Annotated in this window: 12 protein-coding genes and 1 riboswitch; of the genes, 7 read left to right on the top strand and 5 right to left on the bottom strand. The window is 59.2% G+C overall.

The window, feature by feature from the left end:
- Nucleotides 1-1,040 precede the first annotated feature (1,040 nt).
- Nucleotides 1,041-1,853, top strand: coding sequence for a M48 family metallopeptidase (locus ACZ89R_RS12665; RefSeq protein WP_429545625.1), 813 nt, complete (start codon nt 1,041-1,043; stop codon nt 1,851-1,853).
- Between the two features lie 137 nt (nt 1,854-1,990).
- On the opposite strand, the gene ACZ89R_RS12660 is transcribed toward ACZ89R_RS12665, so the two are convergent.
- The 3 genes from ACZ89R_RS12660 to ACZ89R_RS12650 form a co-directional block, all read right to left on the bottom strand.
- Nucleotides 1,991-2,575, bottom strand: a complete 585-nt coding sequence (locus ACZ89R_RS12660; RefSeq protein WP_192345615.1) for a TMEM165/GDT1 family protein — start codon at nt 2,573-2,575, stop codon at nt 1,991-1,993.
- A gap of 91 nt (nt 2,576-2,666) precedes the next feature.
- Nucleotides 2,667-2,791: riboswitch (yybP-ykoY riboswitch) on the bottom strand.
- A gap of 195 nt (nt 2,792-2,986) precedes the next feature.
- Nucleotides 2,987-3,985, bottom strand: coding sequence for a class I SAM-dependent methyltransferase (locus ACZ89R_RS12655; protein WP_192345487.1), 999 nt, complete (start codon nt 3,983-3,985; stop codon nt 2,987-2,989).
- A gap of 33 nt (nt 3,986-4,018) precedes the next feature.
- Nucleotides 4,019-4,984: a 2-hydroxyacid dehydrogenase gene (locus tag ACZ89R_RS12650; protein ID WP_429545626.1), complete on the bottom strand. Its 966-nt coding sequence runs from the start codon at nt 4,982-4,984 to the stop codon at nt 4,019-4,021.
- A 367-nt stretch (nt 4,985-5,351) separates the two neighbouring features.
- On the opposite strand from ACZ89R_RS12650, the gene ACZ89R_RS12645 reads away from it, so the two are divergent.
- The 6 genes from ACZ89R_RS12645 (at nt 5,352) to ACZ89R_RS12620 (ending at nt 16,065) form a co-directional block, all read left to right on the top strand.
- Nucleotides 5,352-5,981 (top strand): LysE family translocator, encoded by a 630-nt coding sequence (locus tag ACZ89R_RS12645; protein WP_429545627.1) that lies wholly within the window; start codon nt 5,352-5,354, stop codon nt 5,979-5,981.
- A gap of 295 nt (nt 5,982-6,276) precedes the next feature.
- Nucleotides 6,277-7,959: a fatty acid--CoA ligase gene (locus tag ACZ89R_RS12640; protein WP_429545628.1), complete on the top strand. Its 1,683-nt coding sequence runs from the start codon at nt 6,277-6,279 to the stop codon at nt 7,957-7,959.
- Nucleotides 7,960-8,293: 334 nt separating this feature from the next.
- Nucleotides 8,294-10,183, top strand: a complete 1,890-nt coding sequence (locus ACZ89R_RS12635; RefSeq protein ID WP_429545629.1) for a DUF1302 domain-containing protein — start codon at nt 8,294-8,296, stop codon at nt 10,181-10,183.
- Nucleotides 10,184-10,211: 28 nt separating this feature from the next.
- Nucleotides 10,212-11,576: a DUF1329 domain-containing protein gene (locus ACZ89R_RS12630; RefSeq protein WP_429545630.1), complete on the top strand. Its 1,365-nt coding sequence runs from the start codon at nt 10,212-10,214 to the stop codon at nt 11,574-11,576.
- A gap of 131 nt (nt 11,577-11,707) precedes the next feature.
- Complete coding sequence (locus tag ACZ89R_RS12625; protein ID WP_429545631.1) at nt 11,708-13,039, top strand: IS4 family transposase; 1,332 nt, start codon at nt 11,708-11,710, stop codon at nt 13,037-13,039.
- Between the two features lie 287 nt (nt 13,040-13,326).
- The gene (locus ACZ89R_RS12620) at nt 13,327-16,065 is read left to right on the top strand and encodes a winged helix-turn-helix domain-containing protein (protein WP_429545632.1); all 2,739 of its coding nucleotides are present in this window, start codon (nt 13,327-13,329) and stop codon (nt 16,063-16,065) included.
- Nucleotides 16,066-16,124: 59 nt separating this feature from the next.
- Here the strand turns inward: ACZ89R_RS12620 and ACZ89R_RS12615 are convergent, their stop codons facing one another.
- The gene (locus ACZ89R_RS12615) at nt 16,125-17,456 is read right to left on the bottom strand and encodes an IS4 family transposase (protein ID WP_429545631.1); all 1,332 of its coding nucleotides are present in this window, start codon (nt 17,454-17,456) and stop codon (nt 16,125-16,127) included.
- 137 nt (nt 17,457-17,593) lie between these two features.
- Nucleotides 17,594-24,481: a M10 family metallopeptidase C-terminal domain-containing protein gene (locus tag ACZ89R_RS12610; RefSeq protein WP_429545633.1), complete on the bottom strand. Its 6,888-nt coding sequence runs from the start codon at nt 24,479-24,481 to the stop codon at nt 17,594-17,596.
- Nucleotides 24,482-24,551: the final 70 nt, after the last annotated feature.

Here is a 24,551-nt window from a genome sequence, read left to right as displayed (position 1 = left end):
CGCTGTACAGTTTCTGATTCGCCCCCAGGAGCATTTCCTGGATGAAGTTCACCGACAGGTCGGCGCCGACGATGCCCTGGAATACGCCGTTGAGCATGATCGGTTCAATGAAGGAGGCGAGCATGACGATCTTGTCGCCGACCTTGTAGGGCGCCGGATCGATCACGCAGGATTTTTTGGTTTCCTTGGAGCACAGGTAGTACTCGCTGGCGCGCACGCCGGTGGACAGGGTTTTCTGGTCGTCGACGTCCACCAGTTTGTCCAGGCCCAGGCTGCCGTCTTCGTTGCGGAACCACCACGGCAGGAAGCGCCCGTTGCTGGCGTCGATGCCGACCACCGGGGTGTCGACGTAGGCCGCATCATTGTGGTCAAGTGCGTTTTTTTCCCAGCCGATGTAGGTGCCGAGAATTTTCGGGTTGCGGGCCACGTTTTCCTTGATCAGGCTGATCAGTTGCTCACGGCTCAGGCTCAACTGTGGCTGGCCATCGGCGCCCGGGGTACCGATCAACGCGTTGACGCGAACCAGCCCGCCGGCAATCAGCAGCGGTGCTTCGAGTTCGCGCTGGATCTGGCTGACCTGGGTTTGCGCCAGCGAGGTCAGGCGTTGTTCGATGACTTGTTCGAACTGCGCCTGAGTCCGTTGCTGGACCATGTCTTGGGTCCGGGCGCCGGAAAACAGCGCATACAGCACCAGGGCTGCAACGACGCTGAGCACAATGGCGCCGGCCAGGGCGGCAACGGAAAACTGGATCGACTTGAATTTCATGGGTGCTCCGCACGCAAGAGGACGTCTGCGGTGCTGTATCGGCAGGAAGCTGGAAGGTCATGAACGACGCATGACGAATTGGCTGTTTTGGAGTGCTGGATGTCGTAAATGAATCACTGCTGGCCGTGAGCGGCCGTGGCGGGCACTGTTATGTGAAATTTTTCCTACGGTGATAAGGGCTTTGTCTGAAATGTACGTGCTACACGTCCGTTGTATCTGGCGCCGATACAAATCCCCACCTAGGATACGCGGCATGTTTCCAGGGAGCTTCTTGATGAATAAGACATTGGTTTTGTGTGCACTGAGCGCAGGTCTGCTGCTCGCCGGTTGTCAGTCGGTCAACACCACTAGCGGTGGGGCCGTGGGCGTTGAGCGCAAGCAATACATGTTCAGCATGTTATCGACCTCTGAGGTCAACCAGATGTACGCCCAGTCTTATCAAAAGACCGTCGGGGAGGCGAACAGCAAGGGCGTGCTGGACAAAACCAGTAACAATGCCAAGCGCGTTCAGGCGATCTCCAATCGCCTGATTGCCCAGGCGCCGGTGTTCCGTCCGGATTCGGCCCAGTGGCAATGGGAAGTGAACCTGATCAAGAGCGACGAGCTGAATGCCTCTTGCGGGCCTGGCGGCAAGATTATTTTCTACTCCGGGCTGATCGACACCCTGCAACTCACCGACGACGAAATCGCCGCCATCATCGGCCATGAAATCGCTCACGCCTTGCGCGAGCACGGTCGTGAAGCGATGTCCAAGGCTTACGGTATCGAAATGGCCAAGCAGGGTGCTGGTGCGTTGTTCGGCCTGGGCGAGGGCGGCCTGGCTCTGGCGGACACCGTGGCGAAATATGGCATGACCTTGCCCAACAGTCGCGGCAATGAAAACGAGGCAGACTTGATCGGCCTCGAATTGGCTGCCCGTGCGGGGTACAACCCGAACGCGGCGATTACCCTGTGGAACAAAATGAGCAAAGCCTCGAATGGCGCGCCGCCAGAGTTCTTGAGCACTCACCCGGCGTCGGCCAGTCGGATTGCTGCCTTGCAGGCGGCGATTCCGAAGGTGATGCCGTTGTATGAGAAGGCCAGGTAATCCTGAGCCATGTATTTAGGCTACTGACGCCATCGCGAGCAGGCTCGCTCCCACATTGGTCCAATGTGCACCCAGGATCAACTGTGGGAGCGAGCCTGCTCGCGATGAACGATAACGCGGTCTAACAACCTACCGCGTCAAACCCACCCACTGCTCTGCATCGCCTTGTACACCGCAACAATTGCCAACACCAGGAACGCCGACGCCGCCAGGCGACGGATCAGGGTCAAAGGCAGTTTGTCTGCCGCAAAGTTACCTGCCAGTACCACCGGCACGTTAGCAATCAACATCCCGGCGGTTGTGCCGATGATCACCAGCCAGAGGTCCGGGTATTGCGCCGCGAGCATCACGGTTGCGACTTGGGTCTTGTCGCCCATTTCCGCGAGGAAGAACGCAATCAGCGTGGTCAGGAACGGCCCGAATTTGCGGGCGGTGCTGGCTTCGTCTTCGTCCATCTTGTCCGGCACCAGGGTCCACAGGGCGGTAGCGGTAAAGCTCGCGGCGAGGATCCAGTGCAGCGTCGCATTCGAGAAGAAACTGCCGAACCAGGCGCCTACCGCGCCGGCTGCCGCATGGTTGGCCAGGGTCGCGGCGACGATGCCGGCGATGATCGGCCAGGGTTTGCGAAAGCGGGCAGCGAGAATGAGCGCGAGCAGTTGCGTCTTGTCGCCGATTTCGGCCAAGGCAACGATTGCGGTGGGAACGAGCAGAGAGTCCAGCATCATCAGGGTTTTCCTAAGGGGCGGGTCGACACGGCTATGACACGTACAGCCTTCCCGCCCCGGGTAAGGTGTTCGTGTCATAGGTCTTGTCAAACCCAGCGATCCGTCTGATGCGGACGCTTGGGTCGCATACGCCATGGTCTTTTGACCAAGTATGTTGACGTATGCCGGACGAGCATGGCGCTCGTGGGAGACTACTCCCCTAGGACGGAGCGGATTCTGCCTAGGCAAATCCGATTGGGCAAGCCCCAATGTCGGTCGTTAAGCGGCAAAACCTGTAGGAGCGTGGCTTGCCCGCGAAGAACGATGATGCGCAATACCTGAAAAACTGCGGTGCATTCTTTGCGGGCAAGCCACGCTCCCACAAGGATCTTTGTCGCTCAGGGGCAAGCGTTTTTTTCGAAAGTGTTTTCAGCCGCGCTTGGCCCGATAGATTCGGAAACCTTGTCCTTCAGCCTTTATTGCACACACGCCCAAATGTTCTTCGATCAGCGGTTGATACTTCAGGAAGCTGTTGGCTACCAGCCGAAGCTCGCCGCCGTTTTTCAGATGTTTAGCCGCTTTTCGTAGCAAGTTCTCGGTGGCGAAGTAATCGGTGTGTACGCCGACATGGAACGGTGGGTTGCTCAGAATCGCGCTCAAACCCATGGGCGCGGCATCGATGCCGTCACCGGTCAGCACCTCCGCGTCCAGGCCGTTGGCGGCCAGGGTCAGGCGACTGCTGGCGGCAGCAAACGCGTCCACATCGAGCAGGGTGACCTGGTTGTGCGGATAACGCCGCTTGACCGCCGCCCCCAACACACCCGCGCCGCAACCGAAGTCCAGCAAGTGGCCGCTGGGCAGTTTGTCCAGATGTTCCAGCAACAGGGCGCTGCCGCGATCCAGTCGACCGTGGCTGAACACGCCCGGCAGGCTGATGACTTTCAATGGGCCTTCGGCCAGTGGCAGTTCATATTCCTGGGCCAGGCTTTCCAGTGACTTGGCTTCTGGTGCATTGGCCACGGTGACCTGCCAGAGCTGGCAATGCCGTGCGCTGTCGAGCTTGCGGGGTTTGCCGAAGGGGTTCAGCTGCTTGGCCGCGCCTTCGATACCGCTGCGTTTTTCGCCCACCAGGTACAATTCACGGCCGGCCAAACGAGAGGCGAGGGCGTTGAGGATGTAGTCGGTCAGGTCTTTGGACTTGGGCAGAAATACCACAGCGCTGTCGAACTCGCGCTCCGGCGCATTCACGCCGAAATGGCTGCGCTCGGCGAAACGGGCGTCCAGCGCTGCTTGATCGCCGGCGTGCCAGCACCAACCATGGGCATCGGGCAAGCGGCCCAGCAAATCATCGGCGGGCAAACCGGCCAGCAACACCGAACCCTGGAATAACTCGGCCTGACGAAGCAGTACTTCACTGCGCGGATCCATACTCTGCTCCTGGAAAAAAAGTGCCGCAGTTTATCAACTGACGACCCGCAGCGCTTGACCGTTGAAGTAGCCTTGGGCGTTTTCGGTCAACTGGCCAACGATTCTTTGCCGCGCCTCGCGACTGCCCCAGGCGTTGTGCGGGGTGACGATCAGCCGTGGAATATCCTGGGCCAGCAGCGGATTGCCCGCCGTGGGTGGTTCGACGCTCAACACGTCGGTGGCCGCGCCGCCCAGATGACCGTTGCGCAGGGCATCGGCCAATGCTTGCTCGTCAATCAAACCACCGCGCGCGGTGTTGACCACGAAGGCCCCGGGTTTCATCGAGGCCAGTTCGCGGGCGCCGATGAAGTGGCGAGTGTGTTCGTTGAGTGGGCAGTGCAGGGTCAGGGCGTCGATTTGCGGTAGTAGTTCGTTCAGCGGCAAACGATCCGGCCGGGCAGGGCGCCCCGGAATCTGCCCCAGCAACACGCGCATGCCGAACGCCTCGGCCAACCGCGCCACGGCACTGCCCAGTTCGCCATGGCCAAGCAGACCGAGGGTTTTGCCTTCCAGTTCGACGATCGGGTAATCCAGCAGACAGAACTGTTTCGCCTGTTGCCAGCGACCTTCGGCGACCGCCCTTTGATAGTCGGCCAGGCGCGTCGCCAGATTCAGTAACAACATGATCGTGTGCTGAGCCACAGACGGCGTGCCGTAACCCTGGCAGTTGCAAACAGTGATTCCGTGGGCGCGAGCGGCGGCGAGGTCGACGTTGTTGGTGCCGGTGGCGGTGATCAGGATCAGCCTCAATTCCGGGCTGGCCGCCATGGCCGCCGCGTCGATCACAATCTTGTTGCTGATCGCGACGCTGGCGCCTTTGAGGCGTCCGATCACCTGATCAGGCGTGGTCTGCGCGAACAGCTGCAATTCGCTGAAGCACTCGCGAAGTGGGTTGAGATCGAGATCGCCGAGGTCCAGGGACGGATGGTCGAGGAAAACGGCGCGGCGAGAGATCGTCATCAACTGTACCTTTTGTGCATTGAACTGAAGGCGTAATCTGCCGAGCCTACCAGATGAAATAAACTGTTACTCATTGTCTGGCCTGGCACAAACCTGTGGCGAGGGAGCTTGCTGTGGTGAGGAGGCTTACTGTGGCGAGGGGGCTTGCCCCCGTTGGGTCGCGAAGCGGCCCTAACCCAGGCGACCGTGTTTGTCAGGCATACCGCATTATCCGGTTCGCGACTGCTACGCAGCCGAACGGGGGCAAGCCCCCTCGCCACAGGTTTGACAGGTGCCACATGTTTGGCAGATGTCACAGAAAGGTGGCAAAGAGGGTGAAGTTTGCCTCGAAAAATTTTATTGATCGCCCTGCCCAAAAGGAGCCCCCATGTACTGGACAGAGTTCTTGACCGTTGCCCTGATTCACCTGCTGGCCGTCGCCAGCCCCGGCCCGGACTTCGCCGTGGTGGTGCGTGAGAGCGTGACCCATGGGCGCCGTGCCGGAACCTGGACGGCGCTGGGCGTCGGCTCGGCGATTTTCCTGCACGTTGGTTATTCGCTGTTGGGTATCGGGCTGATCGTGTCTCAGTCGATCGTGCTGTTCAACGCCTTGAAATGGGCCGCCGCCGCGTATCTGCTGTACATCGGCTTCAAGGCCTTGCGCGCGCAACCGGCCAAACGGGTGGCTGATGACCTGCATCAGGAGGCTGGCGAACGCACCGCGCGGGGCGCTTTCACCTCGGGCTTCGTGACCAATGGCTTGAACCCGAAAGCCACGCTGTTTTTCCTGTCGCTGTTCACCGTGGTGATCAACCCGCACACACCATTGGCGGTACAGGCCGGTTACGGGATTTATCTGGCAGCGGCGACGGCAGTCTGGTTCTGCCTGGTGGCGATGCTGTTCAGTCAACAGCGTGTGCGCACCGGTTTCGCCCGCATGGGCCACTGGTTCGACCGGACCATGGGCGCAGTGCTGATCGCCATCGGCGTGAAACTCGCGTTCACCGAGATGCATTGATCAAACACTACTCTGCCGAACTGCGCGGTCCCTCGTAGGAGCTGCCGCAGGCTGCGATCTTTTGATTCTGGGTAATTTCGATATCGCTGAAGATCAAAAGATCGCAGCCTTCGGCAGCTCCTACGCCTTCAGCTGCGCCCTCCGATATCGATAACGAATCCCCGTAAGTGCTGGCGTAAAGCTAGCATCTATACGTCTGTGCAAATCATCCCTTCGGCTGATTTGGCTGGCGTTCAAGGGCTCTAGAGTGCTTAGCTTTAGAAACCAAGACCGTGCAGTCAGAAAAGGGACTCTTATGTTGCAGACTCGCGTTATCCCCCCAGCCGAGGGCGCTTACCAGTATCCGCTGTTGATTAAACGGCTGCTGATGTCCGGTGCCCGTTACGAAAAAACCCGCGAGATCATCTACCGCGATCAATTGCGCTACAGCTATCCGACCCTCATCGAGCGGGTCGCGCGGCTGGCCAATGTGCTGACAGCCGCTGGCGTGAAGGCCGGGGATACCGTGGCAGTGATGGACTGGGACAGCCATCGCTATCTGGAATGCATGTTTGCCATCCCGATGATCGGTGCGGTGATCCATACCATCAACGTACGCCTGTCGCCGGAACAGATTCTCTACACCATGAACCACGCCGAGGACCGCTTCGTGTTGGTCAACAGCGAGTTCGTCGGGTTGTACAAGGCGATTGCCGGGCACCTGACCACCGTGGAGAAAACCCTGCTGTTGACCGACCTGCCGGAAAAAACCGCCGAACTGCCGAACCTGATTGGCGAATACGAGCAATTGCTGGCTGCCGCCAGCACGCAATACGACTTTGAAGACTTCGACGAAAACTCGGTTGCCACCACGTTCTACACCACCGGCACCACGGGTAACCCCAAAGGTGTGTATTTCACCCACCGGCAACTGGTGCTGCACACCATGGGGGTGTCGACCATCATGGGTTCCATCGACAGCGTGCGCCTGCTGGGCACCAACGATGTGTACATGCCGATCACCCCGATGTTCCATGTGCACGCCTGGGGTTTGCCGTATGTAGCGACCATGCTCGGGCTCAAGCAGGTCTACCCCGGCCGTTACGATCCCGAGTATCTGGTGGAGTTGTGGCGCAAGGAGAAGGTGACCTTTTCCCACTGCGTGCCGACCATTCTGCAAATGCTGCTCAATGCCAAAGCGGCGCAGAACACCGATTTCGGCGGCTGGAAGATCGTCATCGGCGGCAGTGCGCTCAACCGTGCGCTGTATGAAGCGGCCAAAGCCAAAGGCATTCAGTTGACCGCCGCTTACGGCATGTCGGAAACCGGGCCATTGGTATCTTGCGCGCACCTCAACGATGAGCTGATGGCCGGCACCGAAGACGAACGCACTACCTACCGGATCAAGGCCGGTGTGCCGGGGCCATTGGTCGAGGCGGCGATCGTCGACACCGACGGCAACTTCCTGCCTGCCGATGGCGAGACCCAGGGCGAACTGGTGCTGCGAGCACCGTGGCTCACCGAGGGCTATTTCAACGAGCCGCAGAAAGGCGCAGAGCTCTGGGTCGGGGGCTGGTTGCACACCGGCGACGTGGCGACCCTGGACAGCATGGGCGTGATCGACATTCGCGACCGGATCAAGGACGTGATCAAGACCGGCGGCGAGTGGATCTCCTCCCTGGACCTGGAAGACCTGATCAGCCGCCACCCTGCGGTACGCGAAGTAGCAGTGGTGGGCATCGCCGATCCGCAGTGGGGCGAGCGGCCGTTTGCGCTGTTGGTCGTCAGGGATGGGCATGAGATCGGGGCCAAGGAACTCAAGGAGCACCTCAAGCCGTTCGTTGAGCAGGGGCACCTGAGCAAGTGGGCCATCCCGAGCCAGATCGCCATTGTTACTGAAATTCCCAAGACCAGTGTCGGCAAACTCGACAAGAAGCGCATCCGCGTCGACATCACCGAATGGCAGGCTAACAACAGTACCTTCCTCTCGACGCTTTAAGCGTCATCTGGCGCGCCGAAAACGGCGCGCCAGACCCACCAAGCAAGCGCTTGGCTTGTGAAATCCGAATTTTCAGCCATCCTTGCCGTGCCGACATGTGTCGGACTGGCGAAAGGACTGTTCCAGAGTGGCCGGCAGCTGCAAATCACACTTTAGAGGGATCAAGCACTACTACCTGCTGGCTATAGTCCGCTCAAGGAATTTTTAAGAACGGAGCGCGCACAAAACGGGGCGATGCAACTTTGGCGTGACGTCGGAACCACTTGGCTTGCGGTCACCCACAACGTTTTTAAAAGTACTCAGCCATAACAATAATGCACATGGAGTAGCGTCGATGACATCAGTAAACCAGTTCTGGCGCCGGGCGAAACTGCCCCTGGCGGTCAGTCTTGCCTCTTCGCTCGCCGGGCCTGCATTCGGCGTCAGTTTCAACGTCGGTGAGATCGAAGGTCAATTCGACTCATCCCTGTCGATCGGAGCCAGTTGGTCTACTCAGAGCCCGAACAAAAACCTCATCGGCGTCAATAACGGGGGCCACGGCCTGTCCCAGACCTCTGATGACGGTCACAACAACTTCAAGAGCGGCGAAACCTTCTCGAAGATCTTCAAGGGCATTCATGACCTTGAATTGAAATACGGCGACACCGGCGTCTTCGTTCGGGGCAAATACTGGTACGACTTCGAGCTCAAGGATGAAAGCCGCGAGTTCAAAGACATCAGCGACAGCAACCGCAAGGAGGGCGCCAAGTCCTCCGGTGGTCAGATCCTCGACGCCTTCGTCTACCACAACTACGCCATTGCCGATCAGCCGGGTTCCGTACGTCTGGGCAAGCAGGTCGTGAGCTGGGGGGAAAGTACTTTCATCGGCGGCGGCATCAACTCGATCAACCCGATTGACGTGTCTGCGTTCCGTCGTCCTGGCGCCGAGGTCAAGGAAGGCCTGATCCCGGTCAACATGTTCTATGTATCCCAGAGCCTGACCGACAACCTGTCGGCTGAAGCGTTCTATCAGCTCGAATGGGACCAGACGGTTGTCGATAACTGCGGCACCTTCTTCTCCCAGCCGGACATTATTGCCGACGGTTGCGACGACAACCTGCGTGTGCTGAACAAGCGTTCGACCATTCCAGCCATCGCATTGGGCCCATTGGCCGCCGCGGGCGTCGACGTCAACGAAGAAGGTGTGCTGGTGCGTCGCGGTCCGGATCGCGATGCGCGGGACAGCGGCCAGTGGGGCGCGTCCTTGAAGTACATGTTCGAACCGCTCGACACCGAGTTCGGCGCGTACTTCATGAACTACCACAGCCGGGCGCCGATCTTCAGCGCCACAGGTGCTCCGCAATCGATCTACAACGGCGTGGCAGCTTTGCCGGCGGCGTTCCGCGCGCTGGGGCCGCTGGTGGTCGCCGGTAATTCCGAGTACTTCGTCGAATACCCGGAAGACATCCGTCTCTACGGCTTGAGCTTCTCCACCACGCTGCCTACCGGTACGGCGTGGAGCGGTGAGATCAGCTACCGTCCGAACGCGCCGGTGCAGCTCAACTCCACTGACATCCTGTTTGCCGGTGTACGCCCATTGGGCGGTGCCTTGGCCAACGCTTCGCTGCTCCCCGGTGTACCGGGTCAGGACCTGCATGGCTATCGCCGCAAGGAAATCACCCAGTTCCAGACCACGCTGACGCACTTCTTCGATCAGGTCATGGGCGCCAGCCGTCTGACTCTGGTGGGCGAAGTGGGCGTGACCCATGTTGGCGGCCTGGAAAGCAGCTCCGAAATCCGTTACGGCCGTGACCCGGTCTACGGTCCTGGTGAACTGCCGGCTACCGGCGGCCTCAACACCTGTTCGGCGATCCTCAACACCAGCACCATCAATGGTGCCGGCGCAGGTACTGCAACCAACAACCGCAGCCGTAATTGCGAAGACGAGGGCTTCACCACGGCGATGTCGTGGGGTTATCGCGGTCGCGCCATCTGGGAATACAACGACGTATTCGCCGGTGTGAACCTCAAGCCGAACGTGGCCTGGTCCCACGACGTGAGCGGTTACTCGCCTGGCCCTGGCGGCAACTTCGAGGAAGGTCGTAAAGCGGTGAGCCTGGGTGTCGATGCCGAATACCAGAACACCTACACCGCGAGCCTGGCGTACACCAACTTCTTCGACGGCAAGTACACCACCGTGGATGATCGCGACTTCGTTGCGCTCAGCTTCGGCGTGAACTTCTAAGCACTGTATTTTCAGGACGAACACATTTATGAAAATAACAAAGAGTCTGTTCCACGTTGGTGTTCTGGGCCTGTCGCTGCTGGCAACCGGCGTCATGGCGGCGGTCCCGGCAGCCGAAGCGGACAAGCTGGGCAAGAGCCTGACCCCGATGGGCGCCGAGATGGCGGGTAACGCCGACGGTTCGATCCCGGCCTGGAAGCCCATGCCGAAAAACGCCGGTAGCGTGGACAGCAAGGGTTTTCTGTCTGACCCGTTCGCGAGTGAAAAACCGCAGTTCACCATCACTGCGCAGAACGTCGACCAGTACAAGGACAAGCTCGCACCGGGCCAGTACGCGATGTTCAAGCGCTACCCGGAAACCTTCAAGATGCCGGTCTACCCGTCCCATCGCGGTGCCACCGTGCCGGATGAGGTGTTTGCCTCGATCAAGAAGAACGCCACCAACACTAACCTGGTGTCCGGTGGCAACGGTCTGGAAAACTTCGAAACTGCAATCCCGTTCCCGATTCCGAAAAGTGGCGTTGAAGTCATCTGGAACCACATCACCCGTTATCGCGGCGGCAGTGTGACCCGTCTGATAACCCAGGCCACGCCGCAGCCGAATGGCTCGTTCAGCCTGGTGTACTTCGAGGACCAGTTCGTATTCCGCGACAAGATGAAGGATTACGACCCGAAAAACCCGGGCAACATCCTGTTCTACTTCAAGCAGAAAGTGACCGCGCCGGCGCGTCTGGCCGGTGGTGTGCTGCTGGTACACGAAACCCTCGACCAGGTTAAAGAACCGCGTTCGGCGTGGGTCTACAACGCCGGGCAACGCCGTGTGCGTCGTGCGCCGCAAGTGTCCTATGACGGGCCGGGTACCGCTGCCGATGGCCTGCGTACCTCCGACAACCTGGACATGTACAACGGTGCGCCGGATCGCTATGACTGGAAGCTTGAAGGCAAGAAAGAGATGTACGTCGCCTCCAACAGCTACAAGCTCGACTCGCCGCAATTGAAGTACGCCGACATCATCAAGGCCGGCCATATCAACCAGGACCTGACTCGCTATGAGCTGCGCAGGGTCTGGCATGTGGTTGCGACCCTGAAGGAAGGTCAGCGTCACATCTACGCCAAACGTGACTTCTACATCGACGAAGACACCTGGCAGGCGGCGGTGGTCGACCACTACGACGGTCGCGGGCAACTGTGGCGTGTCGCCGAGGCTCACTCCGAGAACTACTACGACAAGCAAGTGCCGTGGTACGCCCTCGAAACCTTGTACGACCTGCAATCGGGCCGCTACCTGGCCCTGGGCATGAAGAACGAAGAGAAGTCGGCATATAACTTCGGCTTCACTGCCAGCACCGCAGACTTCACGCCGGCAGCATTGCGTCAGGAAGGCGTTCGTTAGTACGTTGTAAACCGGGGCCGCATCCTCGTAAAAACGCCCCGACTGGTTCGTAATGCTGTTCACTTAAGCATTTGAGTCTCAACAGGGCTTACTCGAAAATCCGATGCCAGACCTCTGGCATCGGATTTTTTATGTCTGTTCAACAAGACCTGCTCGACCTTGGCGATCTTTTCAACTTCTGCGATCTGAGTACCTTTACCCAACATATTCCGGTTGAATGGGTAGCGTCTGCACTGGATCTTTCCAGCCAGGCGACCATTCGCCGACGTCGCTTGCCCGCCGATCAAGTACTTTGGCTGGTACTCGGCATGGCGCTGTTTCGTGACGAGCCGGTTCACGAAGTGGCCAGACGTTTGAACATTTGTGCCCAAGGCCTGGCCTCTGACCAGCTATTGGCCCGAAGCGGTGTAACCGAAGCGCGTAAGCGGCTCGGTGCCGATCCTGTTGAATGGTTATTCCGCAAGACAGGTCATCAATGGGGCGCGGAGCGTTATACCGATGACGCCTGGCAGGGCCTGCAAGTGTTTGCGGTGGACGGTGCGCTTTTGCGTACCCCGGATACGCCCGAGCTTCGAGATCATTTCGGGTCGGGAAATACCCGGACCGATCGCCAGACTCCGTTCCCCATGCTGCGCTTGGTGGTGTTGATGAATGTGCGTTCGCACGTAATCCTGGATGCCCAATTGAGTCCTTACCGACGCAGTGAAATGCGCTTGGCCGACGAGTTTCTGCAGCAGATTCCCGATCACTCGGTGACGTTATTCGATAAAGGGTTCTGGGGCGCCGAACTACTGTCGAGCCTGAATAAAGCCGGCACCTATCGGCACTGGTTGATTCCGGCCAAAAAAGGCACGGTTTGTGAGGAAGTGGCTCGCTACAACCCGCACGATCGTCTGGTGCGCATGAAGGTCTCACCGCGAGCCAGAGCCCGAAATCCGGCCCTTTCAACGCATTGGGAGGCCCGCGAAGTCAGCTATGAAATTCAAGGCAAACTCAAGACAGTCATGACCTCGCTGCCGGCGAACACCTACAGCACCAAAGCCGTTGCCCAGCTTTATCAGGAGCGCTGGGAGATCGAGTTAGGCTTCAGAGACATCAAAAGCTCAATGCAACAGAACGCAGTGACCTTGCGTAGCAAAAAAGTCGACTTGATCTATCAGGAGGTCTGGGGGCTGTTGCTGGCTTACAACGTGGTTCGTCGGGAAGCCAGTCAGGCGGCAGTGACGTTTGGCCGGGCTCCCTCGGACATCCGCTTCAAGCCAGCCTGTCAGTACATCGCTGTCCAGCTGATCGTGATGGCAGCAGCCAATCCGATTTCAGCGACAGGGAGGCGGTTATCAGAGTTAAGGGCAGGTATTGGAGGATTGTTTCTGGATCACCGCCCAAGGCCTTCGAGGCCCAGGACGGTGAAGATTTCAAAGACCCGGTTTCCAGTGGATCGTAAGGCTGCTCCACTTAAGTGAACAGCATTACGACTGGTTCGGGGCGTTTTTTTTGCCTTCAAGAGATCGCAGCCTGCGGCAGCTCCTACAGGTTATGCGTATGTCGCAATGTCGCGGGTGTACTCGGTCTGTGTAGGAGCTGCCGAAGGCTGCGATTTATTGCTGACACTCAGGTGTTATGAGCTGGACATCTTTGTTCGTAGTCTTTTTGTAGCCATTTGTAGCAATAACCTTCAATAGCTCTTCGTTTACCGCTAGGCTGCGGACATCTGTAACGCCGCCATCAGCCTTTCAAACAAGAGCCGGCCATGACTGATCTGTCTCCATTTCCGGGCCCTGCAAGCGTTACCGTCGCCACATTGGACGGGCGCTTTTTCCGGCCTCCGCTGCCCGACGGCCATGTGCTGCGGCCACGTTTGTGCGAGCGTCTGAGCGCCGGCCTCGGTGGCAGGCTATTGCTGGTCAGCGCGCCAGCGGGGTTCGGCAAGAGTTCATTGGCGGTGGAGTTTTGCCAAGGGTTGCCGGGTCACTGGCAAAGCCTGTGGCTGGGGTTGAGTCCTCGGGACAGCGATCCCGGTCGTTTTCTTGAGCGCCTGCTCGAAGGTCTTCAGGAATATTTTCCGCAACTGGGCAGCCAGGCGCTGGGGCTGCTGAAAATGCGCCAACGTCATCAGCCGTTCGCCTTCGAAGAATGGCTGGACGGTTTGCTCGATGAACTGGCTGTACACCTTTCACCCGCTACGCCGCTGTTACTGGTACTCGATGACTATCATCTGGCCCAGGGCCCGGTGCTTGATCGTTGCCTGCAATTTTTTCTCAATCATTTACCCGATGGTCTGCTGGTCATGGTCACCAGTCGGCAACGTCCCGACTGGCATCTGGCACGCCTGCGACTGTCTAGGCAACTGCTCGAGTTACATGAACAGGATCTTCGACTGACCCACGATGAAACCCTGAGCCTGCTTGATCGGCACAGCATTTCATTGCGTGGCGAGGCGCTGGAGAGTTTGATCCAGCGCAGCGAAGGCTGGGTGGCCGGGCTGCGCTTCTGGTTGCTGGCGGCCTCCGAGGCGGGCAGCGAAGGCGCATTGCCCCAATCGCTGTACGGTGGGGAAGGGCTGATTCGCGATTACCTGCTCGAAGAAGTCATCGATTGCCTGCCCGCCGAGGTGCAGTCATTCCTGTACGACACTGCGCCCCAAGAACGCTTTTGCAGCGAGTTGTGCGACGCCGTGCGCGAAGCCCATGACAGTGCCGAGATCCTGCGTTTCCTGCTGGCGCATCAGGTGTTTCTGGTGCCGCTGGACGAACACGGTCATTGGTATCGCTATCACCACCTTTTTTCCGACCTGCTGCGTAGCCGGCCCACCGCCCAGGCGATAGTGCCGACGGCCAGCCTGCATCTGCGTGCCTGTCGCTGGTTCAACTCTCAAGGGTTACTCGATGAGGCAGTGGAGCAGGCGTTGCGTGCCGGGCATCTGGATGTTGCGGCGAATCTGGTGCAGAACCTCTCCGAAGAACAGCTGCTGGCCGAGCAGAACGTCGGCATGCTGCTGCGCTGGAAAATGGACCTGCCCGACAGCCTGCTGATCAGCACACCACGGCTGATCGTGCTCTATAGCTGGGCGTTGGGGCTGGCCTGCCAGCTGGACGCCGCCGAGGAGCTGGCCAGCCATTTGAGCCGCTTCTTGCCGGCGCCTTCGGCTACTGCGCAAAAATCCATGCTGGCGCAATGGCTGGCTCTGAGCGGCATCATCGCCCGGGGCCGAGGCAATCGCGAGCTGACGTTGCGCTATTGCACCGAAGCGCTGGAGAGCCTGCCGGCCAAACGCTATGGGCAACGCCTGATGTGCCTCTCTACATTGTCGAACCTGGCCATTGCCGACAGCGACCTCTGGCGTGCCCGGGGGTTGAATCGTGAGTCCCTTGAACTGGCACAACGAGTCGGTAATCCATTGTTCGAGGCGCTGGCCCATTACGACCGCGCCCGTGTGCTGCAGGCGCGTGGGGAGATTCTTCGCTCACTGGATGAAGTCCGCCAGGGGCTGCAACGCCTGCAAGGCTTATCCCCGCAACGGCTGTACGCAGTGCGCGCGCGGCTGATTTTATACGAGGGGTTTTTGCTGGCTCTGCGCTTGCAACCCCACGCTGCGCGGGCACGTCTGCAAGCAGGGTTGGGCGAAGCCCGGGCCTGTCGCGACATCAGCGTGCTGATTGGCCATTGCGTGATCGCACGGCTGGATGGGCACAACGGCGAATTCGCAAAAGCCTTCGCCGAACTCGCCGAGGCCGAGCGCCTGATGCACATCTGGGACGTCCCGCCGATTTACTACCTGGCGATGATCACTCTGGTCAAATGCGAACTCTGGCTGGCCCAGGGCCGCACCGACCTCGCCGAAGCCTGGCTCACGCGATTGGGTCAGACTTACAACGGCGAGCATCCGGCGGCCCCCCCAGAGTTCCATCCGCAACTGCCGCTGCACATTGAACTGCAACAGGCGGTGCTGGACATGATGAAGGGCCAGCCCATGCTCGCCGAAGGGCGATTGAATGCGTTGCATGAACACGGTCAGCACAGCGGCCGGCAGATGCTCAGCGTGATGGCGCTCAGTCAGAAAATCATCCTGTTGCTGGCGGGCGGGCGCGAATCCGAGGCGCGCAAGGCGCTGGCCCAGGCTTTGGAAGCGGCCGCCGGAGGCGTCCTGCAACCGTTTGATCCATTGCTGGCCGAGCACGCGGACTGGCTGCGCGGGCAACTCCAACTCTGTGCACCGACGGCCGTTTCGCAAAGTCTCTCGGAAAAACTTCCAGCCATGGCCGCTCGGCCGGTGGTGGAGTCATCGCCAGCTGCCGAACAGCTCAGTACGCGTGAACTGGCCGTCCTGCGACTGATCGCCCAAGGGTGTTCGAACCAGGAAATCAGCGATCAGTTGTTTATTTCGCTGCACACGGTGAAAACCCATGCCAGTCATATCAACAGTAAGTTGGGGGTTGAGCGGCGCACGCAGGCGGTGGCGCGGGCCAAGGAGTTGGGGGTTCTGACGTAGTCTTCTCGGCCAAGTTCTGCCTGTACAACAAAAACGCCCCGAACCAGTCGTAATGCTGTTCACTTAAGTGGAGCAGCCTTACGATCCACTGGAAACCGGGTCTTTGAAATCTTCACCGTCCTGGGCCTCGAAGGCCTTGGGCGGTGATCCAGAAACAATCCTCCAATACCTGCCCTTAACTCTGATAACCGCCTCCCTGTCGCTGAAATCGGATTGGCTGCTGCCATCACGATCAGCTGGACAGCGATGTACTGACAGGCTGGCTTGAAGCGGATGTCCGAGGGAGCCCGGCCAAACGTCACTGCCGCCTGACTGGCTTCCCGACGAACCACGTTGTAAGCCAGCAACAGCCCCCAGACCTCCTGATAGATCAAGTCGACTTTTTTGCTACGCAAGGTCACTGCGTTCTGTTGCATTGAGCTTTTGATGTCTCTGAAGCCTAACTCGATCTCCCAGCGCTCCTGATAAAGCTGGGCAACGGCTTTGGTGCTGTAGGTGTTCGCCGGCAGCGAGGTCATGACTGTCTTGAGTTTGCCTTGAATTTCATAGCTGACTTCGCGGGCCTCCCAATGCGTTGAAAGGGCCGGATTTCGGGCTCTGGCTCGCGGTGAGACCTTCATGCGCACCAGACGATCGTGCGGGTTGTAGCGAGCCACTTCCTCACAAACCGTGCCTTTTTTGGCCGGAATCAACCAGTGCCGATAGGTGCCGGCTTTATTCAGGCTCGACAGTAGTTCGGCGCCCCAGAACCCTTTATCGAATAACGTCACCGAGTGATCGGGAATCTGCTGCAGAAACTCGTCGGCCAAGCGCATTTCACTGCGTCGGTAAGGACTCAATTGGGCATCCAGGATTACGTGCGAACGCACATTCATCAACACCACCAAGCGCAGCATGGGGAACGGAGTCTGGCGATCGGTCCGGGTATTTCCCGACCCGAAATGATCTCGAAGCTCGGGCGTATCCGGGGTACGCAAAAGCGCACCGTCCACCGCAAACACTTGCAGGCCCTGCCAGGCGTCATCGGTATAACGCTCCGCGCCCCATTGATGACCTGTCTTGCGGAATAACCATTCAACAGGATCGGCACCGAGCCGCTTACGCGCTTCGGTTACACCGCTTCGGGCCAATAGCTGGTCAGAGGCCAGGCCTTGGGCACAAATGTTCAAACGTCTGGCCACTTCGTGAACCGGCTCGTCACGAAACAGCGCCATGCCGAGTACCAGCCAAAGTACTTGATCGGCGGGCAAGCGACGTCGGCGAATGGTCGCCTGGCTGGAAAGATCCAGTGCAGACGCTACCCATTCAACCGGAATATGTTGGGTAAAGGTACTCAGATCGCAGAAGTTGAAAAGATCGCCAAGGTCGAGCAGGTCTTGTTGAACAGACATAAAAAATCCGATGCCAGAGGTCTGGCATCGGATTTTCGAGTAAGCCCTGTTGAGACTCAAATGCTTAAGTGAACAGCATTACGAACCAGTCGGGGCGTTTTTTTGTACAGGCCGATTGTTGCGTGAGCGTCTAAGTGTCAGGCCACCAACTCGTTGGCGCTGAAGCTGTTCACACCGACCAGTTGGATTTCGAAGTCCGCACCGGTGTTGCCGCTAACGTTGCCCGACAGCACATGGTCGACGAAGCGAAGTTGGCCGGCTCCGGTGAAGTCATTGGCACCGATGAAGGTGAAGCCGTTGATGCCAGCACTGAGCAGGTTGGCATCAAACTGCGTCAGATCGATCTTGTCGCCCTGTGGACTGCTGAAGTCAGTGATGACATCACGCCGGTTGCCAATTCCCGTTTCGTTCCAGGCATTGAACACAAATGTGTCTGCACCATCGCCACCGGTCAGTGTGTCCGTGCCCAGGCCACCGATCAGGGTGTCGCCCCCCAGACCACCGTCGAGGATGTTGTCACCGGTGTTGCCGGTCATTCGGTTGGCCACATCGTTGCCGGTGCCGATGAGGTTGTCGGTGCCAAGGAATTGCAGGTCCTCGATATTGGTATTGATGTTGTAGTCGATGGACAAGAGCACCCGGTCGTGCTCGGTCAGCGAGGATCCCATGTCGAAGACAAAGTCGAAGACGTCGTCGACGTAGTAGGTGTCTGCGCCGTTGCCCCCCATCATGAAGTCTTGGCCCTCGCCACCGTCGAGGATGTCGTCACCGGCGCCGCCGTCGAGCCTGTCGTTGCCGGTACCGCCGACCAGCACATTGTTCAAGTCGTTGCCGGTGCCGCGCAGGTTTGCGCTGCCGATGAGGAACAGGTTTTCCAGCTTGTCGCCCAAGGTCCAGTTCACCGACGAACGCACGGTGTCGGTCTCGTTGGCCAGGGTGCTGGTTTCGGTAATGGTGTCGCCAAGGTTGTCGACGATGTAGGTGTCGTTGCCCAGACCGCCGATCAGGGTGTCGGTCCCGAGGCCACCGTCGAGGATGTTGGCGCCATCGTTACCGGTCATGCGGTTGTTGACCGCGCTGCCGGTGCCGTTGAGGTTGGCATTGCCGATGAGGATCAGATTCTCGACGTTGGCGCCAAGGGTGTAGTCGATGGCCGAGAACACCCGGTCGAGCGCGGTCAACGAAGCATCGGTCTCGATCACCACATCGCCGACGTTGTCGACGTAGTAAGTGTCGACGCCGTCGCCACCGATCAGGGTGTCGGCGCCGGCACCGCCGTCCAGGGTGTCAGCACCCCCACCGCCAATCAGCAGGTTAATGCCATTGTTGCCGTTCAATACGTTGCTCAGGCTATTGCCGGTGCCATTCAAATCGGCGCTGCCGGTGAGAATGAGATTCTCCAGGTTGTCGCCGAGGGTCCAGTCCATTGAGGCACGCACGGTGTCGATTTCACCGACCAGCGTACTGGTTTCGGTGATGGTGTCGCCGAGGTTGTCGACGATGTAGGTGTCGTTGCCCAGACCGCCGATCAGGGTATCGGAACCGAGGCCGCCGTCGAGGATGTTGGCGCCATTGTTACCGGTCATGCGGTTGTTGACCGCGCTGCCGGTGCCGTTGAGGTTGGCATTGCCGATGAGGATCAGATTCTCGACGTTGGCGCCAAGGGTGTAGTCGATGGACGAGAACACCCGGTCGAGCGCGGTCAGCGAGCCATCGGTCTCGATCACCGCATCGCCGACGTTGTCGACGTAATAAGTGTCGACGCCATCGCCACCGATCAGGGTGTCGGCGCCGAGGCCGCCGTCCAGGGTGTTGGCTTCGGCGTTGCCGGTCAGGCTGTTGTTCAGCGCGTTGCCGGAGCCGTTGATCGCGTTGCCGACCAACACCAGGTTTTCCAGGTTGGCACCCAATGTCCAGTCCAGCGAGGAGCGCACGGTGTCGGTCTCGTTGGCCAGGGTGCTGGTTTCGGTAATGGTGTCGCCAAGGTTGTCGACGATGTAGGTGTCGTTGCCCAGACCGCCGATCAGGGTGTCGGTCCCGAGGCCACCGTCGAGGATGTTGGCGCCATCGTTACCGGTCATGCGGTTGTTGACCGCGCTGCCGGTGCCGTTGAGGTTGGCATTGCCGATGAGGATCAGATTCTCGACGTTGGCGCCAAGGGTGTAGTCGATGGCCGAGAACACCCGGTCGAGCGCGGTCAACGAGGCATCGGTCTCGATCACCGTATCGCCGAGGTTGTCGACGTAGTAAGTGTCGACGCCATCGCCACCGATCATGGTGTCGGCGCCGAGACCGCCATCGAGGGTGTTGGCCCCGGTGTTTCCGGTCATGCGGTTGTTGACCGCGCTGCCGGTGCCGTTGAGGTTGGCATTGCCGGTGAGGATCAGGTTCTCGATGTTGCCGCCGAGGGTGTAGTCGATGGACGAGAATACCCGGTCGAGCGCGGTCAGCGAAGCATCGGTTTCGATCAGCGCATCGCCGACGTTGTCGACGTAATAAGTGTCGACGCCATCGCCACCGATCAGGGTGTCGGCGCCGAGGCCACCGTCCAGGGTGTTGGCTTCGGCGTTGCCGGTCAGGCTGTTGTTCAGCGCGTTGCCGGAGCCGTTGATCGCGTTGCCGGTCAACACCAGGTTTTCCAGGTTGGCGCCCAGTGTCCAGTCCACCGAGGAATGCACGTTGTCGATCTCGTTGGCCAGGGTGGTGGTTTCGGTGATGGTGTCGCCAAGGTTGTCGACGATGTAGGTGTCGTTGCCCAGACCGCCGATCAGGGTGTCGGTACCGAGGCCACCGTCTAGGATGTTGGCGCCATCGTTACCGGTCATGCGGTTGTTGACCGTGGTGCCGGTGCCGTTGAGGTTGGCATTGCCGGTGAGGATCAGGTTCTCGACATTGGCGCCGAGGGTGTAGTCGATGGCCGAGAACACCCGGTCGAGCGCGGTCAGCGAAGCATCGGTCTCGATCACCGTATCGCCGAGGTTGTCGACGTAGTAAGTGTCGACGCCGTCACCACCGATCAGGGTGTCGGTGCCCACGCCACCTTCGAGGGTATCGTCACCGGCACCGCCGCTGAGTGTATTGTTCCCGGTGTTGCCCACCAATACGTTGTTCTGGCTATTGCCGGCGCCGCCGAGGTTGTCGCCGCCGGTGAGGAACAGGTTCTCCACGTTGGCGGCCAACGTCCAGCTGACCGACGAACGCACGGTGTCGGTTTCGCCGGCCAGTGCGCTGGTTTCAGTGATGGTGTCGCCCAGGTTGTCGATGATGTAGGTGTCGTTGCCCAGACCGCCGATGAGGGTGTCGGCACCGAGGCCACCGTCGAGGATGTTGACGCCATCGTTACCGGTCATGCGGTTGTTGACCGCGCTGCCGGTGCCGTTGAGGTTGGCATTGCCGGTGAGGATCAGGTTCTCGATGTTGCCGCCGAGGGTGTAGTCGATGGACGAGAACACCCGGTCGAGCGCGGTCAGCGAGCCATCGGTCTCGATCACCGCATCGCCGACGTTGTCGACGTAATAAGTGTCGATGCCATCGCCACCGATCAGGGTGTCGGCGCCGAGGCCGCCGTCCAGGGTGTTGGCTTCGGCGTTGCCGGTCAGGCTGTTGTTCAGCGCGTTGCCGGAGCCGTTGATCGCGTTGCCGGTCAACACCAGGTTTTCCAGGTTGGCGCCCAGTGTCCAGTCCACCGAGGAATGCACGTTGTCGATCTCGTTGGCCAGGGTGGTGGTTTCGGTGATGGTGTCGCCAAGGTTGTCGACGATGTAGGTGTCGTTGCCCAGACCGCCGATCAGGGTGTCGGTACCGAGGCCACCGTCTAGGATGTTGGCGCCATCGTTACCGGTCATGCGGTTGTTGACCGTGGTGCCGGTGCCGTTGAGGTTGGCATTGCCGGTGAGGATCAGGTTCTCGACATTGGCGCCGAGGGTGTAGTCGATGGCCGAGAACACCCGGTCGAGCGCGGTCAGCGAAGCATCGGTCTCGATCACCGTATCGCCGAGGTTGTCGACGTAGTAAGTGTCGACGCCGTCACCACCGATCAGGGTGTCGGTGCCCACGCCACCTTCGAGGGTATCGTCACCGGCACCGCCGCTGAGTGTATTGTTCCCGGTGTTGCCCACCAATACGTTGTTCTGGCTATTGCCGGCGCCGCCGAGGTTGTCGCCGCCGGTGAGGAACAGGTTCTCCACGTTGGCGGCCAGCGTCCAGCTGACCGACGAACGCACGGTGTCGGTTTCGCCGGCCAGTGCGCTGGTTTCAGTGATGGTGTCGCCAAGGTTGTCGATGATGTAGGTGTCGTTGCCCAGACCGCCGATGAGGGTGTCGGCACCGAGGCCACCGTCGAGGATGTTGACGCCATCGTTACCGGTCATGCGGTTGTTGACCGCGCTGCCGGTGCCGTTGAGGTTGGCATTGCCGGTGAGGATCAGGTTCTCGATGTTGCCGCCGAGGGTGTAGTCGATGGACGAGAACACCCGGTCGAGCGCGGTCAGCGAAGCATCGGTTTCGATCAGCGCATCGCCGACGTTGTCGACGTAATAAGTGTCGACGCCATCGCCACCGATCAGGGTGTCGGCGCCGAGGCCGCCGTCCAGGGTGTTGGCTTCGGCGTTGCCGGTCAGCACGTTGCCGAGACTGTTACCGTTAAGGTTGATTGCCGCATTGCCCAGCAGTACGCCGTCTTCGACGTTGGCGCCCAAGGTGAAGCTGACTGATGTACGTACCCGATCATGGCCTTCGTTGGCAGACTCGATCACTTGGTCGTTGATGTTGTCGACAACGTAAGTGTCATCACCGACAAGACCGAAAAGCGCGTCCGCTCCGGCTCCGCCATCAAGGGTATTGTTGCCGATGTTCCCGGTGATGCGGTTTTCGCTGTAGTTGCCGGTGCCGTTGAGGTTATCGGTGCCGGTGAGGGTCAGCGCTTCGAGGTTAATATCCAGGGTGTAGCTGGTGAGCGCGTAAACGCTATCGTAGTCGTTGAACCAGCCCTCGACGATGACGTCAGCGGTGTTTTCAACGATGTAGATGTCATTGCCGTCGCCGCCGATCAATTTGTCGGTACCGAGGCCACCATTGAGGATGTTATCGCCCGAGTTGCCAGTCAGAACGTTGTTCAGTTCATTGCCGTCGAGGTTCAGAGTGGCGCTGCCCAGCAGTTCTCCGTCTTCAAAGTTGGCGTCGAGGGTGTAGCTGACAGAGGTGCGTACCAGGTCACGACCTTCGTTCGCCTGTTCGACCAGCGTGTCATTCAGGCTGTTGATCACGTAGGTGTCGTTGCCTGCCCCGCCTTGCAGGGTGTTGGCAAAATCGTTGCCGATCAGGGTGTTGTCTTTAATATTGCCCAATACATCAAAGGCGCCTAGACCGTTCAGTGTGACGTTTTCGAAGTTGCTCAGTGTGCTGCTGTTCAAATCGATGAGGGTATTGTTTTGCACGCCGTAGTTGAGAATCAGGGTGTCGCTGCCCTGATTGGCGTTTTCTTTCGCAAGATTCAGTTCGGCGACTTGATCAATGACGTAAACGTCGTTGCCAGCACCCCCGATCATTGTGTCCAGGCCACCCTGACCGTCGAGTACGTTGCTGCCGGCGTTACCGGTCAGGACGTTACCCTGGCTGTTGCCCACGACATTGACGTTTGCGCTGCCGCTGAGCTCAAGGTTTTCCAGGTTGTTACCCAGTGTCCAGCTCACCGATGTGCGCACGGTGTCGACCTCGCTCACGACGGTGCTGGTCTCGAGGATGACATCACCGACGTTGTCGACCACGTACGTGTCGTTGCCGGCGCCGCCAATCAGTGTATCGGCCCCTTCGTCACCGTCGAGGATGTTGTTGCCGGCGTTACCGGTGATCACGTTACTCGACGCGTTGCCGTAGCCATTGATATTGGTGCTGGTTTGCAGCGTCAGGTTTTCCACGTTCTGGTTGTTAAGCAGGTTGTAGGTGGCCGTGGAAAAAACCGAATCGATTTCGCTGGTTGAGGTTCCGGTCTCGAAGAGCCTGTCATCCCGATTGTCGACGTAATAGGTATCGTTGCCGGCACCGCCATACATCGAGTCCGTACCTGTGCCGCCATTCAGGACGTTGTCCAGGTCGTTGCCGCGCAGTATGTCGTTGTAGTTAGAACCAGTGGCATTTTCTATCTTGGCGCCGTAGGCAATGCCCAGACCGCTGATGAAAATAGATCCCCCAGTTCCAGTGAGAAGAGGCAGGCCGATGGAACTGTACGTGCCCTCATTTAAATTGATGCTGACGCTGTCCGCCTGGCTGCTCGCATCAATGGTGTCATTGCCGCCGGCATCCCAGATGGTCTCGAAAACCGGTTGGTAGGCTTCCCAGCTGTAGACATTGTCACCGGTTTGCCAATGGGTGTTGGCGCCGTACAGCGCCTGGATGGCGAGGATGTCCAGCACCATCGGCGTCGTCGGCTGATAGGAGTAAGAGTTGTTGTAACTCATGACCGTGTAACGGACATCGTCCAGTGCCGGGTCGAGAATCGTGCTATTTGACGAATTGGCGGAGAACGGATGCTTGAGACCCAGGGCATGACCGATTTCGTGGATGTAGGTCATAAAGTCATAAGTACCCTTGGTCGGGTACTCGTTGGCCGGCTCGCCGATCCAGACATCACCGCCCTGCGGAGTGTTGGAGGGGGTGTACGCCCAGGCAGCTGCTTGATTACCCATCAACCCATAGCCACCGAAACGCAAGTCGCCGACGTTCGAGATGTTGTCGGTGGTCTGGGTGAAGTTGATATTGGCCACTGCGCTCCAGGCCGCAAGCGCACTCATGATGCCGTTTTTCTGATCGCCGGAAAGGGTATAAATCGCGTTATATTCGTTATCGGCGCTGTAATTGATGGCGAAATAGGAAGTGTTTGGCTCGATAAAGCTGTAACTCAGGTTGGTCGGGCCGTCGATGGTCCAATTGGAGCCCACCCAGTAGGATCCGGAAAGCAGGCTGTCGAGCGCTTTATAGCCCGTCAATTTTGAAGAAAGACTTAAAGAGTAACCAAGAGGCGTAGGCATGCGAAAATTCCTGAGTGCGCTGCGGCCCTTCCCGGATGCGACCGCTACAAAAGTACGATTTTGCACCATA

The sequence above is a fragment of the Pseudomonas sp. TE3728 genome (assembly GCF_056279145.1).
This window is presented reverse-complemented; position numbering and strand designations above follow the sequence as displayed.